Raw genomic sequence first — 16,831 nt, forward strand, 5'->3', positions numbered from 1 at the left:
AATACATAAATCAGCCATTTGATTGAATAATTACCGTCAAAAATCTCCATAGCCTACAGTTTCATTTTTAATAGTCAAATTCAACTTTTAATGATAAAATGAATCTTTACTACACTAAGGGACGTGAATTTTTTGATTAAAATTGAATTACCAAAACCAGATCTTGTTATTCGTCAACGCGAGCAAGTGTTAAAACCAGGTGATGTAGAAATTACTCCATTCCATGGCTTCATTGATTTCCATAAAATCACACGTGAAAAAGGTGGCATTTTCTTCTTCTACAACGAAAAAAATGAGCTTTTATTTGTCGGCAAGGCACGCAAAATTCGTCAACGTATTAAAAAGCATTTCGAGGACAATGTTTCACCTATGAAAAAGTATCGCGATGAAATTTTCAAAATCGAAGTGTACGAAATTGAAGATCCTATGGAACGTGAAATTTACGAAACATATGCGATTAACACATTGCGTGCTAAATACAATATTGATAAAGTCTTTTTTGAATAGTCAAAAGCCTACACTTTCACTCCGAACTGTGTAGGCTTTTTCTTTATACAGATAAATAAATCCCCCTTGCAAATCATATAGTAGAACAATTAGATGAAAGGTGGAACATTATTGGAGGTCGCGCTTCTCTACATGATTTGGCTGCGCATTTTATCTGGCAGCCTCGACATATTTGCCGCATTTACCATGTACAAGCTTGGTGATTTAGAAAAAGCATTCGTTGTGAACACGTCTCTCGCACTAATTGGCCCAATTATTTTTATTGTGACAACAGGTATCGGCTTAGCTGGAATGCAAGACAAAGTATCATTGCCGAAAATGTTCTGCCTGTTTAGTGGTGTCTTGCTTATTTTTATTAGTTTGCGGATGAAGTAATTAATTATTGTTGATGAAATGAATTTAAAATGAATGCTTTTTCAGGAATATTTGATTGCTTGAAATCCTCAATAAACTGGGCATAATCGTACTCTACCTCGACAAAGTCCCAATGAATATCCGTTTCGACTGTGCAAACTGCGTATTTAGCCTTATTTTTATTATTACAGCCTAATGCGCCAGGGTTGATATACATCGTTGCATTATTTTTGAAAAAATGCTGTGGATGGTGGTGTCCAAAGCAAATACAATCATAGATTGTACGAGCTTGAAATAATCTCTCCATATTCTCTAACGACGGCTCGTGAATAGATGCAAACGGATCTTGATGAAAATGGATATTCTCTCCTTTTAAGGCGTAATGTGTAAACAAAAATTTCCGGGAATTTATAACTTTTGTTATTTCACGTGGTAACTGCTGTAAAAAAGGAATATAGGCAGCATCAAGTCGCTGCGCTATCCATTCATGGTGTTCTCGAATTGCCGCATGGCTTTTAGGATATGGTTGCTTCTCCACTATCGCCAGCACTGCTTCATCATGATTACCACTTACAATCTCACAATGAGGCAAGGCTGTTAATAGCTGCAATACCTCATTTGATTGATGTCCGATACCTATTAGGTCACCTGTGCAATAAATTTGCTTTATGCCGCGCTCCAACAAATCTTTTAAGACTGCCTGTAAAGCAATCGCATTACCATGAATATCTGTTAAAAGTGCGAATTGCATATGCGCTTTCCCCCTCCTACATCTCTTCAGGGCTTGCAATGCCTAATAAGCGTAATCCTTCCTGTAAAACGATTGCAACACAATTGACTACGGCTAAGCGGGCTTGCTGTAAATCGTCGCCACTTAACATCTTCGTTTGCGCATAATATTTATTAAAGCTACGTGCAAGCTGTAGGCTATATTTGGCAATTTGTGATGGGTCTGCATCGTTGAACGCTTTGGCTATATAGTCAGAGAAATCCTGTAATTGTTTAATTAATGGCCATGCTGTTTCGTCTAAATAAGTAATAGGTGCTTCTTCCGCTATATAAGCGCCTTTTTTTAACAGCGTTTGAATTCTTGCATACGTATATTGCACATATGGACCTGTTTCACCCTCAAAAGTTACCATTTGCTCAATATCGAAATCAATATCATGCATGCGGTCGTTTTTCAAATCATTAAAAATAACTGCTCCAATCCCCACTTCTTTTGCAACCTGCTCCTTGTTTGCAAGTGTAGGATTTTTCTCCTCGATATTGCGCAAAGCTGCATCCATTGCCTCTTTTAATACATCTGCTAACAGCACAACTTTACCTTTACGTGTCGACATCTTTTTGCCACCAATAAGCATCAAGCCAAATGGGATATGCTGATAATTATCTGCCCAGTGATAGCCCATTTTCTTCAAGACCGTAAACAATTGTTTAAAGTGTAGCGATTGCTCATTTCCAACAACATAAAAAACTTTGGCAGGCTTATATGTTTCCTGACGATAAACAGCAGCAGCTAAATCGCGCGTTGCATACAATGTAGCGCCATCATTTTTCTTAATTAAGCATGGTGGCATATCTTCTAACGGAACAACCATTGCGCCATCCGACTCTACTAATAGCTGCTTTTCTTCAAGCTCAGTAACAATACGCTCCATTTTGTCATTATAGAAAGCTTCCCCATTGTAGCTATCAAATCCTACACCAAGCAATTTGTAGATTGACTGAAACTCTTGTAAAGATGCTTCTCTAAACCATTGCCATAATGCAAGTGCTTCCTCGTCACCGTCTTCAAGCGATTTAAACGCTTGACGCGCTTCATCATTCAATGCTTCATTATGCTCTGCCTCATCATGGAAGCGCACATAAATCTTTAAAAGCTCCGCAATTGGGTTGGCTTCGATTGCTTCTTTATTTCCCCACAGCTTATAGGCAACAATAAGCTTGCCAAATTGTGTACCCCAGTCTCCTAGATGATTAATACGCTCTGCGTGATAGCCCATTTTTTCAGCAATATTAGCAAGTGCATTCCCAATCACCGTTGAACGTAAATGCCCCATGGAGAACGGCTTTGCAATATTTGGTGATGAAAAGTCAATGGCAATTGTTGCATTATTCGCATTACGCGTGCCATAGTTATTTTGTTCGGCGAGGATTTGTGTTACTATTTGCTGCGCAATTGGTAGCTGCTGCAAATAAAAGTTTATATATGCCCCCTCTACCTTCACCTCTTTAATGAAGTCTGCTTGAATATGCTGTGCCAGCTCCTCAGCAATAATTGTTGGTGCCTTCTTGTACTTTTTCGCTAATGTAAAACATGGAAAAGCGATATCGCCTAGATGCTCATACTTTGGCTTTTCTAACAGTGCCGTTACCTCGGACACTGATAAATCATTTTGTAATGCTGCGCTTACTAAAACTGCTAATTGTTTTTTCATGTTCAACTCTCCCTTTTTTTCGCATACAAAAAGCCCTCATCTCTAAAAAATAGAGACGAGAGCTATTTATCCCGTGGTACCACTCTAGTTGTCATATCATATGACCACTTAATTGTTGTTAACGAGGTAGCTTCCCCGATTTACCCTACTAGCTGTTCAGGCAATTTCTCCAAAGTGCGCTTCACTATTTTGATTACATTAGGCTCACACCATCCCTAACTCGCTTCGTAATACCGAATAGCTACTGTCTTTTTCAACGAATATAAATATTAAAATTAGTGTTTATTCTAACAATTAAATAATTTTACGTCAAGCTAAAAATTGATCGATTTTCCCTATATCCTGTAAGACATAGTTGCGATTTGCCCATATTCCCTCAAACCAATTCGCAAGTATTTGCTGCAAGCTTTCTTCTACTTCTTCCTTGTTATGTAGCGTATGGACAACCGCATCAATAAATCGCGTGCGTTCCTCATAAAATTTCACGCGCATTTCAAAATCTTTTCCAACCTCTTTTTGAAACAGTTGCCCTAAACGTAAAACCCCCGCATTCATTGACTGCTCGCCGTATAAAGAAGAACCAACTATCGAAAGCTTTTCAGCAAATGTAGTAGGTTGCTGTGGAAAATATCCGTCCATTAAATGCTTTGTAGCCGTTGTAATTTCTTTGATTCGCTTTAATTGCGTATCCGTTAATTCACGTGTTTGCTCGAATAAAGGCATGATCATATTCAGCTCATCTAAATATGTTTTCGCTGTTTGTAAACGTGCTGGATTCGTTTGTTCCCCGATACGTTCATTAATTTTTTCTGCTATATAAATACGTTGTATGTATGATGCCAATAAAATAAGACCGTTATATTGTTGCTGTGCTGACATATCAATTCCCCTTTCAAAATGTAAGCCATATTGTTCAAAGATACCATATTTTCAAGCATGGGCATAGAGCTGAGTGAAATACCTCGCGCATTTATTTTTCTTCTTAAAATAATTTTGATATACTATTTTTGTAGGATATTTTTATTGTTAGAACAATGGAGGAAAAAAATGAAAAAATTAGCAGCAGTATTTTTAGCATTTACACTTGTCTTTTCTAGTGTAGGAACAACATTATTTTTTGGTGGAGATCACCAAGTAGAGGCCAAATCCTATAAATCAGGCAAAAAAGGATTTAAATCGAATAATAATAATCAATCAAATATTCAAAAGAAAGAGCAAGAAAACAAATCATCTGTTACAAACCAAAACAATACAAATAAATCTAAAAACGATACAACGCAAACGAAAAAAGGTGGCTTTACAGCTGGTGGCTTAATGAAAGGCTTATTTATCGGTGGTTTAGCTGGTTTATTATTTGGTAGCCTGTTCGGGAATTTAGGGATTTTAGGTTCTATTCTTGGGTTTATGGTGAATGCAGCAGCCATTATGGTCATCGTCTTCCTATGCATTAAAATTTACCAAGTAATGACGCGTAAAAAGAAAGATGAGGCGTCAAAAACATGGAACAATTAACATTATTTGAACAAGATTTAATTAATGCCATTTGCATTTTTCATGCTCGCTTTAAAAATGCAGAGCCTCAAGATGTAGAGGTTGAGTTAATGTATGATGATTTAGCAGGCTATACGGCTGAGGTATATGTAAACGGGCAAACTGAAATATACAACAGCGTGAATTTTATTACGGCATTGCGCCTTTTCATTGACAAGGAGCTCGGACGTGATTCCATTAGTGCAAGGATTACCCTAGATATCGATGATGATGAAGGTATGATTGCCAACGTTTCATGGTAAATTATTATTTTGAGGTGTTTTGGAGGAGCATTCCTTTCAAAACACCTCTTTTTAATTTATGTCCTCTGCTTGACAACGCAAAGTATGAAATTGGCACACAATAGGATGTTGTATTTCTAGCTTAGCAAGTCGTCGTTTACCTACACGACGATCTAACATAGCCAAAGCTTGCACAAGTGGATTTGCATTATGTAAAGCTTCTTCAATCGATAATGTGTATAATGTCTTTAGTGCCGAATAAAGTTCCCATGCAGGGAATAACATATTGTTCATTGCCTGCTGTTCTAAGTTATCATGTAATTGCACAAGTTGCTGACGTTCTTTCGATGAAAACATTGCCTCCCAATCCTCGTTGAACGAGATTTTTGGCAAGCTTTTGGACTGCTCTGCATAGTGCCGATTAACATGCACTTGAAAAGCTAAATCATCTGCACGTAGAATTTCTTGTTTATTATACGTTATCCATAGTTTCCCTGGCTGGTCATGTGCTTTTCTATGGACCGTTCCATACAGTTTTACCTTTCCTTTTAGACTATTCGCTAATAAGCTTTCAAATTTTTGTTGATATTGGCTAAACCTCATTTCTTTCTCCTTCACTCAAAAATCATTCATTTTATCATACTTGAATATTCAGGAAATAACAACGCTTGGCAAAACAAAAAAACGCAAGAAATCTCTGTGGATTTCCTGCGCTTTAGCTTGTCTTCTTATATTTTGAATTTTGCAATCGCTTTCGAGAGCTCCTCTGCCTTAATCTCAAGCTCGGCAGATACAGCGTTTATCTCTTGAATTGATGCTACTTGCTCACCGATTTGCTGGGCGATTTCCTCTGTATTCCCTGCTACACCACTTACATTTGATGCTAGCTCTGATACGGATGCCGAAACTTCCTCTGTCGCAGCAGAAATTTGCTCTGTGACAGCAGATGCATCTGCAATACGCATCGTCATATTTTCTACAGCATCTGTAATTTGATTAAATGAATCACCAGCTACTTCTATAACTTTCACACCTTTTTCAACACGCTGCAGACTTTCTGCAACGGCACCTTCTACATTTCTAGTTTCATGTAAAATTTCAGCTGTTAAATTGACAATTAAATTCGCTGATGTTTTCGACTGTTCCGCTAATTTGCGCACTTCATCTGCGACAACAGCAAAGCCTTTTCCATGCTCCCCAGCGCGTGCTGCCTCAATTGCAGCATTCAAAGCTAATAAATTTGTTTGATCTGTAATATCTGTAATGACATTTGTGATGCTTTGAATTTGCTCTGAATGTGTAATTAATTTAGAAATAAGCTCTGTTGTTAGCTTCGTAGAGCTATAAATATCTTGCATTTGCTCTTTCGCATCTGCAATCGTCACAAGCCCTTTGCTTGCAACTGCTTGCGTATTTTGTGCTTCATTGTGTACAGTTTGTGTGGATTCAGCAATATTTTGAATTCCTGATGCTGTTTCATCCATTGCCACAGAAGTATCTGTTGCAATTTGTGATGAGCCTTGTGTGCTTTCTGTAATTTGTTCAATGCTTCCCGCAACCGTTGTTGATGTTGTCGATACTTGTGCCGTACTTGTTGTTAGTTCTTTCGAAATAACAGAAAGCTGTCTGGCATTTTCGTTTGCTACAGAAATTAATTCGCGCAATGAAGATTTCATTAAATTAAAGGACGTGGCAATTGTTGCTACTTCATCTTTCGATTTGACATCAACATCTTCCACTGTTAAGTCCCCTGTTGCAATATAGTCAACTGCCACAGCTAATTTCTTTAACGGCATAATTACTACTCGCATAATGGCAATAATACTTACAATACCGATTACTATACTGATAATTGAAATGGCCGTTAAAATAATTGTCGCTTGCTTAACTTGTTCACCTGTTTGTGTTTGAGTTGCCGTAAATCGATCTTTATTATAACTAAGCATCTCATTTGCTGCTTCGCTCAATTTATTATGAACCTTACGAACTTCAATATTTAGTATCGGAATCGCACTATCAACTTTTCCATCGTCAACTAAGCCAATAACACGTGTAGCTGCATCATTGTAATTTTTATTGGCTTCAATTAATTCAGCAAGTAATTCCTGCATAGTACCAGATGAAACAATCTCGTCTAATCGCTGTATGGCAGTAGCAATTGTCGCTTGTTCTTTTTCTAAGCTCGACATCGCATCAGAGCCTTTCGCCAATACATACTGTCGTAAATATGCTCCCTGTCCCCCGACACTTGACTGAATCTCTGCTGCCAAATAGATCTGCTCTAAATGATTATCTATTAGGTTATTATATTTATTGTTGACATTCGATATTTGCAAATAACTAAAAACCGAGATACCGAATATAATCAAGACCAATGTACCTAAAGATATGTATAATTTTTTCCCAATACTCAAACAAAAATGCCCCCTTTTTTGCACACAATCCCATTATATTCATTTCTTTTATACTATGTCAATGTTGCTAATCGAATGTTACAAATTTTCTAGCAATATAGACTAGTTCTATTTTCTAAAATAGAACGACTTTAGTCGCTTATTTTAATGAAAAAGATAGGGTTTTGTATAAATTTGATTCATCACTAAAAGCTATGATTGACAAAGAAAAATATACTATGGTCCAAGGTAATGCGTGTGCTCATTTGTACGTATTTTTTATAAAAAGGGCTTAGCAAAATATTAATTCACTAAAATACTTAAAAAATTTTTCTAATTCATTGAAAATCAACTATTACAAGCAAAAAAGCAAAGTCAAAAAATCGACTTTGCTTTTTTCGAAAAACATCTTATTATTTTGCTTGTTCTTCAGACTGAGCTGGTTTTGCGATATCGACAATACGTCCCTCAGTTGTTGTTTTTACTTCTTTTAATGAAAGTAATTGCTCTTGGAAGTTTTCCCAATCAGATAAACCAAGGTCTGTTACACGGCCTTCATCATATGCTTTCTTGAACACATCATAGCCATCTCCACCTTGCTTCGCAGTAAAGGCGTTTGTTGCTACTGTGTATGTTTTATCATCTTCCAATGCTACATACTTACCAGTTGCTTTATCGAAATATTCGATTGATACAACACGAGAGCCTACCTCTTTTGAAGAATCATATTGTAATTTCGCACCTGCAATGTGTAAGAAACCGCCATTTTCTTTTGGCGCATTTTTCACAGATATTTCAAACGCAGTTTTTAATTCTGCACCTGTTACATCCATAAGTGCTAATGTGTTACCGAATGGTAAAACGCTAATTACTTGACCAACCGTAATGTTACCAGCAGGGATTGCTTCGCGGATACCACCGCCGTTTTGTAATGCCATTACAACCGTTTTATCTGTGTATTGCTGTGCTTTAGCTAACATACCATCAGTAATAATATTACCAAGAGCTGTTTCGTTGCTACGTACACTTTCTAAGCTACTTTCACTTGCACGTGGGTTTGCTAATGCTTCTGTAAGTGTTACGCCGATTTCTTTATTGTTTACTTCATCTACTTTTGCTTTATATGGTGCTAGTAATTTTACTAAAGCCTCATCTTCCGCCACTTTACCAAGATCGATTAGTTTACCTTCGTACTCTGTTACGACACCTTTATCATCAAACGTTACGTCAAGTGTTCCTAAGTATTTTACATATTCATTAGCCTGAACGATTAATGTTGCGTCTTTCGCTTCACCAACTGTGTTTGTATCAACAACAAATGGCTCATCTAGTTTCGTATGGTCATGTCCGCCAACAATTACATCGATTCCAGGTACGTTTTTCGCTAATAAAATATCGTTATCAACATTTGGATTATCATTGTAACCAATATGTGTTAATGCAACAATTTTATTTACGCCCATGCCTTCAAATGCTGCAACAGCTTTTTTCGCTTCTTCAATGTAGTTTGAGAATGTTACTTTATCCGGAGATGCGATATCTAATGTTTCTTCTGTTGTTAAACCAAAGATACCTACTTTTTCACCGTTAATTTCTTTCACAATACCTGAATAAATTTTACCATTTTCAGGTTCACTTGCTACTAAATCCGTAAATAAACCTGTGAATTTATCATCAGCTGAAAAATCTACGTTTGCTGAAACAAATGAGAATTTAGCACCTTTAACAAAATCAGCTAAAGCTTGATGACCTTCTGCTGATGAACCTAAATCAAATTCATGATTACCGAATACCATCGCATCAAAGCCAATTTCGTTTAATAGTTCTAAATCTGCTTTTCCATGGAATTCATTGAAATATAATGTACCGCTGAACGCATCTCCACCATGTAGTGCTAATACATTTTCCTTAGTAGCACGTTGCTCTTTTACAGCAGTTGCTAATTTAGGCATTTCGTTTGTACGTGCATGCGTGTCATTAACATGTAAGATTGATAGTTTAAATGTATCACCAGTTGTTTCTACTGGAGTTTCAGGTTGTTCAGTTAATGTATTGATTGCATTTAAAATGAATGTCGCTAACTGACCGCGTTTTACATTGTTTTCAACACCAAATTCTGTTTCGGAAATACCTTGTGCAATACCTGCTTCATATAATGCAGTTACAAAATATGCGTAATCGCTATCAGCTGGTACGTCTTTGAATGGGCTTTCGCCTTCAGCGTTTAAGCCTAATGCTTGTGAAATCATATAAGCTAATTCGCCGCGTGTAATCACTTCGTTCGGCTCAATTGTATTGTCCTCATAAATTTCCATTGCATCAACCGCTGCTAATGCTGCGATTGGGCCATAGTATTGATGAGATTTTGGAATATCTGCAAATTCCGGATTTTCTACATTTTTCGTATCTAAACTTAATACACCAGCAATGATTTTCGCTGCTTGTCCACGTGTTACATTAGCGTTAGGCTTAAATGTACCATCTGGATAACCACTAATAATACCTGCTTCATGTAAAGCTGCAATCGCTTCATAATGTGCATCGCCCGCTTTTACATCAGAAAAAGAGCTTGCTGCTAATGCAGGTGCTACAGCTACCATTGTAGCTGTAGCAGCAACAGCTGCTGTTGCTACATAAAATTTATTTCTCTTGTTTTTCATTTGGAACATTACCCCCGTCATTAATAGTATTGTATTGTCATACAACATACATCTAAATTCTACATGAAATTTAGATAGATTGCTATAATATTCATAGTATTCCCGAAATTACTTCAAATTCAAGGGTGTTTTTGGATATCGAGTCCCAATTCAGTAGGTCAATCCACCCATCGCTACAATAGTACCTCTTCTAATAAAATCGCATCTTCTAAGTTATTTTTATAATAAAAAAAGCGTAGGAAAAGTTGCCCTTTTCCTACGCTTTAAAACTTTTATTATTTTGCTTCTGTTTCTTCAATTGCAGAGAAATCTAATTCATCCATTGATTTTGCTTTTTCTAGTACTTCTTTAGGAATTGTAATTGTTGAAACAGTATTATAATCTGAATATTTGATTGTTGATTTATTAGTAACATCCATTTTGATGCCTTCAGAATTCATACCGAAGCCAAAATTCATTACCATTTCTTCAATATCAAATGTCTCTTTATTAATTTTAATTTCATACGTAAATGTATCAAATTTCATATTTTTTACTTCAGCAAGTGCTTCCTCATCTAAACCTAAGTTCAATGCACCCATTTGCTCTTGAACTAGCTCAGTGAATTTATCGCCAGCGCCAGTTAAAGTTAAAATATAGTAACCATTTGCTTCTTTAATTTTTATATCAGTTGAGAATTTTTTTAGCATCTCTAATTGCTCAGCCGCATTTACTTGTGCACCTGTTTGCGCTAAAATTTCATCAAACATTTCAGAAGGATATTTAACCCATGTTTCTGTTAAACCTTCATACATATACATGCCATCTTTTTCAGTCATATACATTTTAATTGGCATTTCCATTGCTTCACCAGTTGTCGGCTCAATCATTGCAACCGTACCTTCAGCAAAGAATGACATTGGCTTGTTGACAATTGACATATCCATTTTTATGTCCGCATCAACTGTTACTGCTTCTTCACCATCTTGAATTACCATTGATTGTGCCATAGTGATTGCTGCTTTTAAGCTTTCTGTTGCTAACTGTTTTTCAGTTGCCTTTGTGAAAACAGTTTCTAATAATGCAGTATCTGTAGTTGTTTGTTCAACTGTCGCTGTATCTTCTGTAGTTGTAGAAGGCTCTTCCACTTCTGTTAGCTCATTCATTACATTGAAAATAAACGTTGCAAGCTGACCACGTGTTACAGATTCCTCTACACCAAATTCTGTTTCACTAATGCCATTTGCAATACCATACTCATATAATGCAGTTACAAAATATGCATAGTCACTATCCGCTGGTACGTCTGTGAATGGGCTATCACCTTCAGCGTCTAAACCTAATGCTTGAGAAATCATGTAAGCTAATTCGCCACGTGTAATTGTTTCATTTGGTTCAATTGTGTTATCCTCGTAAATTTCCATTGCATCAAGTGCTGCTAATGCTGCAATCGGACCATAGTATTGATGCGATTTTGGAATATCTGCGAATTTTGGATCTTCTATGTTTTTCGTATCAAGACCAAGCGCACCAGCAATGATTTTCGCTGCTTGCCCTCTTGTTACATCTTGAGCTGGTTTAAATGTACCATCTTGATAACCACTAATAATACCAGCTGTATGTAGTGCTGTAATTGCTTCATAATGTGCGTTGTTTTTAGCTACATCTGTAAATGATTGTGCTGCTGAAGCTGGTGCAACCGCTACTGCTGCTGCCGCTAATGAAGCAACTGCTACTGTGTAATACTTCTTTTTCATACTTAATACATCCTCCTCAAATCAATTCTGCCTCGTTCAACTCTCGTTCAGACTCTTTCTAACTTGCAATCTGTAAAAGCGATTAGAGACTTTATCCTGACTTCATGGGTATTTGCATAACTACTGAATCAAGATAAATTAATATAACTTCTATTTTACATAAATATTACGTATAAATCCAGAGATTTGGAAATGTTTTTTATAATTTTGACGAATTTCTTAAATTTACTGCAAACTATTGCAAAAAAATAGCATACTAGAAAAGCTTCTAACATATTATTGTATAATTATTCAATTCACATTCACACCAAGCTATTTATCTATGTCTAAAATGACAGATATAGGATTCTCACATCAAAATTTTGAATAAAATCACATAACTCAAGAGGATGATATTGTTCTATTATAGGGTTCCTTGCATAAGTACCTGGTTCTTAACTTGTATTCCTCTATATCAAAAAAAGTGAGGTAAAGAAAATCTTTACCTCACTTTTTGTTTTATTACTCAGCTGCTTTCGCGCGTAGTACCATTTGTAGGATACCACCATGACGGTAGTAGTCTACTTCTACTTCTGAGTCGAAACGAGCTAACGCATCGAATGTTTTAACAGTGCCATCTGGAGATGTAGCAGTAACTGTTAAAATATCACGTGGTTTAACTGCGTCTGTAATGTTTACAGAAATTGTTTCTTCACCAGTTAAGCCTAATGAATCAGCAGAATCACCATTTAAGTATTGTAATGGTAATACACCCATCATTACTAAGTTAGAACGGTGGATACGCTCATAGCTTTGTGCGATAACTGTTTTAACGCCAAGTAAGAATGTACCTTTGGCCGCCCAGTCACGAGAAGAACCCATACCGTAGTCATTACCTGCAAGTACTACTAATCCAGTGCCTTGCTCTTGGTATTTCATACATGCATCGTAAATGTACTCTACTTCGCCTGTTGGCCAGTAAGTAGTGAAGCCACCTTCTGTACCTGGAGCAACTTGGTTACGGATACGAATGTTTGCGAATGTACCACGCATCATTACTTCGTGGTTACCACGACGAGAACCATAAGAGTTGAAGTCGCGAATTGCTACGCCGTTTTCGATTAAATATTTACCTGCTGGTGTATCCTTACCGATTGCACCTGCTGGAGAAATATGGTCAGTTGTAATTGAATCACCAAATTTCGCCATTACACGTAATCCATCAAGCGATTGGATTGCACCTGGCTCTTTTGATAGACCTGTGAAGAATGGTGGGTTTTGGATATACGTTGATTTGTCATCAAATGTATATAATGATTCAGTTGAAGTTTCAATTGCATTCCAAGCTTCGTTAGCTGTAAACACAGTTTCGTATTCTTTTTGGAATAGCTCACGTGTTACAACTTGGCTTAATACTGCATTTACTTCTTCAGTCGATGGCCAGATATCTGCGAAGAATACATCGTTGCCATCTTTGTCTTTTGCGATTGCATCTTTTTGTAAGTCGATATCAACTGTACCTGCTAATGCATAAGCAACTACTAATGGTGGTGAAGCTAAGAAGTTCGCTTTTACTAATGGGTGAACGCGTCCTTCAAAGTTACGGTTACCAGAAAGTACTGAAGTAACAAATAAATCGTTATCTTTAATTGCGTCTTCGATTTCTGGTAATAATGGACCAGAGTTACCGATACATGTTGTACAGCCATAACCAACTGTGTTAAAGCCGATTTCATCGAAGTATTTTTGTAAACCAGAAGCTTCTAAATAGCCTGTTACTACTTTAGAACCTGGTGCTAAAGATGTTTTAACCCATTTCGCAGGTTTGATGCCGCGCTCTACTGCTTTTTTCGCTACTAAACCAGCTGCGATTAAAACGTACGGGTTCGATGTATTTGTACAAGATGTAATAGCAGCGATTGCTACAGCACCTGTTGGAATTTCTACATCACCTTCTGCAAATTTCGCTACAGATGTTTTAGCAAACTCGTCTTCTGTTAAACCGAAGCCTTGTGTACCTTGTGGTGCCACAACAGAGCCACGGTAAGTTTCCTTCATTTTTGATAAAGGAATTAAGTCTTGTGGACGTTTTGGACCTGATAAGTTTGGCTCGATGTCAGCTAAGTTTAGCTCGATTACATCTGTGTAAGTTGGCTCTAACTCAGGTTTGAACCACATATCATTTGCTTTTAAGTAAGCTTCTACTACTGCGATATGCTCTTCGTCACGACCTGTTAAACGCATATAGTTTAAAGATTCATCGTCGATTGCGAAGAAACCACATGTTGCACCGTATTCTGGTGCCATGTTTGAAATTGTAGCGCGGTCAGCTAATGGTAATTTTGTAATACCAGGACCAAAGAACTCTACGAATTTACCTACTACGCCGCGTTGACGTAATACTTGTGTAACTTTTAATGCTAAGTCAGTTGCTGTTGCACCGTTTGGTAACTCACCAACTAATTTCACACCGATTACTTCTGGAATTGGGAAGTATGAAGGTTGACCAAGCATACCTGCTTCTGCCTCGATACCACCTACACCCCATCCAAGAACACCAAGACCATTGATCATTGTTGTATGAGAGTCAGTACCTACTACTGAATCTGGGTAAGTTTCAAATGTGCCATCAGCATTCTCTTTAACATGCACAACTGGTGCCAAGTACTCTAAGTTTACTTGGTGAACAATCCCTGTTGCTGGTGGTACAGCGCGGAAATTGTCATATGCAGTTTGTGCCCATTTTAAGAAGTTATAACGCTCAGCGTTACGCTCGAATTCTAAATCCATGTTTGCTTGTAAAGCCGCAGCATTACCGTATTTATCAACTTGTACTGAGTGGTCAATTACAAGATCAACTGGAATTGCTGGGTTGATTTTTGCTGGGTCGCCCCCCATTTCTTTCATTGCTGAACGTAATGAAGCTAAGTCAACTACTACTGGTACACCAGTGAAGTCTTGTAATACTACGCGTGATGGTTTGAATGGTACTTCAGCTTCTGTATTTGCATCTTTACCCCATTTTGCTAATTCATTTACGTGTTCTTCTTTGATTACGTAGTTGTCGTATTGACGTAAAACTGATTCTAATAATACTTTAATTGAATAAGGAAGGCGTGAAACATTTGCAATACCCGCTTCTTCAATTGCAGCTAAACGGAAGTAGTTATATGTTTTTCCATTTACCTCAAATGAAGCGCGGCTGTTGTGTAAATTCTCTTGTGCCATTGTTGTTCCCCCTATATTTTCTTATTTGAAAAGATATCGTTAAAGCTTCTTTTCTCCAGTTCTTATGATAGCTCATTTTTATACATAAGTAAATTACATTAACATTATGTTTTGCGATAAGTTTTTTTTATGACCATTGCAAGTTAGCGTGCTATTTTAGAGCAGTCCATATGGGAGGTAAGGAACATTTAGTATAATTTTGAGTAATACATCTCATTTTGACAAAAGGAATTTTCCTCGTCACCAAATAGCTCATAAAGTTTTTTGGCTTTTTGCATAGCATTCATTAAACAGTAGTCAAGCTCTAATGACAAATTTGAGCAATTTGTCATTTGCTCCAGTAGCTTTGACGTTGTTTTTAATAGCATGTACTCCCGCCCATTTTGTATACCTTCTACATAGCCTGTAAGCAACATTGAAATAATTTGGAACTCATCTTTTTCTATGTGAATGCTTTGCTTGTACCAATTTAGTACCTCCATAGCTATTATAGTTGCGGCTATAAACGAGTACTCTTGGCTATACATTACCTCCTGTTTATAATGTTGCATTAACGGACGTTTTTGTAGCTCTTGAAAAAGTACACTTGTCGGATTATATACCTTGCTTTTGGTAGGACAAATACGTAGCTCTGTATTTTCTGTAGAGAAAAATAGCCAATTATTGAACACCATGCGCCATTCTACATTTTCTGTAGGTTGATGTTCTATTAACGGTAATAAATATCGAAAGGTATCATATACTTGAAAAAATTCATCGATTTGCCCCTCTTCGATTGAAAAAATTGTATGATATTTTTGAATAGATTTACGTTCCATCTGGCACACCCTTTCTCTTTCGAAATATGCTTTTCTTAGTATCATAATTTTGTCCACTTACCAATGAAAATTGAAACAGTTCCTTGTAGTTGTGGCATTTTATGCGAAAATTTCAATGTGAAGTACAACGTGCGCATAAAGCGCAAAACATTTGTTCTTGCATTGAAAAACGGCGCTGAATAGCCCTCTGTACTATATTGAAAAGCTAATTTATCAAATACTTGTTCCACCCATTCAATACATACTTCTTCTGGAAAATCAATTGTAACTAATTGCTCAAAAACTTGTGCTAAGCGCTCCTCCTCATCGTCAAGAAAAGCGGTTCCTTTCCAAAATGTCGCTTTAATACCTTGTAAAATAACTGGTACTAAATGAGGTGGGAAATGTGGGTGTGTCAACATTGTAGCAAGTAAATCAGCGCCATGCGCTACACTGTGTGCCCAGCCCTTTCCTTTTACAAAACCGCGCACATCTTGTTCCTGCTCTAAATAACGACTCGCTTCTACCATAACAAACAATGCTTCCTCCTGCGTTAAAAACGAAAGCTCGCGGTCATAGTGCAGTAAATAAACGAGCCAAAGCGCTGAAAACGAACGTGTAAACACGCTCTCTGGATCGCCATTTGTTATATTTTTAAACAAATAATCATTTGTTGGTAAAAGCAAAGCTGTCTTTACCAACTGTTCATTTGACCAAAATTGACCTGTCAACAGCTCACCAAAAAGTCGGTACACAATTTTGTCATGATGCTCCTCGTTTGCATAGCCAATATGCTGCAATAACCCTGTTAACACTTCTTCGCCATGCTCTTGCATATACTGTTCCCTTTGCGAGTGATCCATTTGCAGCAATGGTTCATAAATTGTAACTGATGTCATATTGCGCCTCCATGTATATCTACTTCTATTGTAATAGATGTCCTATTATTTTCCTAGCTCTATCG

Annotated in this window: 14 protein-coding genes and 1 other annotated feature; of the genes, 4 read left to right on the top strand and 10 right to left on the bottom strand. The window is 37.1% G+C overall.

The window, feature by feature from the left end:
* Positions 1-132: 132 nt before the first annotated feature.
* Positions 133-507: a nucleotide excision repair endonuclease gene (locus TY13_RS05755; RefSeq protein ID WP_042472975.1), complete on the top strand. Its 375-nt coding sequence runs from the start codon at positions 133-135 to the stop codon at positions 505-507.
* Positions 508-618: 111 nt separating this feature from the next.
* A complete protein-coding gene (locus tag TY13_RS05760; RefSeq protein WP_230199389.1) occupies positions 619-882 on the top strand; it encodes a YqhV family protein in 264 nt (87 codons plus the stop codon).
* A 4-nt stretch (positions 883-886) separates the two neighbouring features.
* Here TY13_RS05760 and TY13_RS05765 read toward each other — a convergent pair whose 3' ends face one another.
* The 3 genes from TY13_RS05765 to TY13_RS05775 form a co-directional block, all read right to left on the bottom strand.
* Positions 887-1,612, bottom strand: a complete 726-nt coding sequence (locus TY13_RS05765) for a metallophosphoesterase family protein (RefSeq protein ID WP_042472981.1) — start codon at positions 1,610-1,612, stop codon at positions 887-889.
* Between the two features lie 16 nt (positions 1,613-1,628).
* Positions 1,629-3,302 carry an arginine--tRNA ligase gene (argS, locus tag TY13_RS05770; protein WP_042472983.1) on the bottom strand — a complete coding sequence of 558 codons (1,674 nt, stop codon included), beginning with the start codon at positions 3,300-3,302 and terminating at the stop codon, positions 1,629-1,631.
* Positions 3,303-3,350: 48 nt separating this feature from the next.
* Positions 3,351-3,568: a binding site (T-box leader), on the bottom strand.
* A gap of 43 nt (positions 3,569-3,611) precedes the next feature.
* Positions 3,612-4,181, bottom strand: a complete 570-nt coding sequence (locus TY13_RS05775) for a hypothetical protein (protein ID WP_042472985.1) — start codon at positions 4,179-4,181, stop codon at positions 3,612-3,614.
* A gap of 168 nt (positions 4,182-4,349) precedes the next feature.
* Here TY13_RS05775 and TY13_RS05780 point away from each other — a divergent pair, with 168 nt between their 5' ends.
* Both TY13_RS05780 and TY13_RS05785 read left to right on the top strand, forming a co-directional pair.
* Positions 4,350-4,814 (top strand): hypothetical protein, encoded by a 465-nt coding sequence (locus TY13_RS05780; RefSeq protein WP_042472988.1) that lies wholly within the window; start codon positions 4,350-4,352, stop codon positions 4,812-4,814.
* Positions 4,802-5,095, top strand: a complete 294-nt coding sequence (locus TY13_RS05785; protein WP_042472991.1) for a YxcD family protein — start codon at positions 4,802-4,804, stop codon at positions 5,093-5,095. Before TY13_RS05780 ends, TY13_RS05785 begins: the two co-directional genes overlap by 13 nt.
* A gap of 51 nt (positions 5,096-5,146) precedes the next feature.
* On the opposite strand, the gene TY13_RS05790 is transcribed toward TY13_RS05785, so the two are convergent.
* From TY13_RS05790 to TY13_RS05820, 7 genes are all read right to left on the bottom strand, one after another.
* Entirely contained in the window at positions 5,147-5,677 is a 531-nt protein-coding gene (locus TY13_RS05790; RefSeq protein WP_042472994.1) for an SF0329 family protein, read from the bottom strand.
* A 125-nt stretch (positions 5,678-5,802) separates the two neighbouring features.
* Entirely contained in the window at positions 5,803-7,488 is a 1,686-nt protein-coding gene (locus TY13_RS05795; RefSeq protein ID WP_042472997.1) for a methyl-accepting chemotaxis protein, read from the bottom strand.
* A gap of 392 nt (positions 7,489-7,880) precedes the next feature.
* Positions 7,881-10,127: a 5'-nucleotidase C-terminal domain-containing protein gene (locus TY13_RS05800; RefSeq protein ID WP_042473000.1), complete on the bottom strand. Its 2,247-nt coding sequence runs from the start codon at positions 10,125-10,127 to the stop codon at positions 7,881-7,883.
* 275 nt (positions 10,128-10,402) lie between these two features.
* A complete protein-coding gene (locus TY13_RS05805; RefSeq protein WP_042473002.1) occupies positions 10,403-11,863 on the bottom strand; it encodes an S-layer homology domain-containing protein in 1,461 nt (486 codons plus the stop codon).
* A gap of 501 nt (positions 11,864-12,364) precedes the next feature.
* On the bottom strand, positions 12,365-15,070 hold the full coding sequence (gene acnA, locus TY13_RS05810; protein WP_042473005.1) for an aconitate hydratase AcnA: 2,706 nt from the start codon (positions 15,068-15,070) through the stop codon (positions 12,365-12,367).
* A gap of 188 nt (positions 15,071-15,258) precedes the next feature.
* Positions 15,259-15,888, bottom strand: coding sequence for a hypothetical protein (locus tag TY13_RS05815; protein ID WP_042473007.1), 630 nt, complete (start codon positions 15,886-15,888; stop codon positions 15,259-15,261).
* A gap of 41 nt (positions 15,889-15,929) precedes the next feature.
* The gene (locus TY13_RS05820; RefSeq protein WP_042473009.1) at positions 15,930-16,766 is read right to left on the bottom strand and encodes a DUF2785 domain-containing protein; all 837 of its coding nucleotides are present in this window, start codon (positions 16,764-16,766) and stop codon (positions 15,930-15,932) included.
* Positions 16,767-16,831 lie beyond the last annotated feature (65 nt).

It is taken from the genome of Bacillus ndiopicus, assembly GCF_000612805.1.
Taxonomy (GTDB): Bacteria; Bacillota; Bacilli; order Bacillales_A; family Planococcaceae; genus Metasolibacillus; species Metasolibacillus ndiopicus.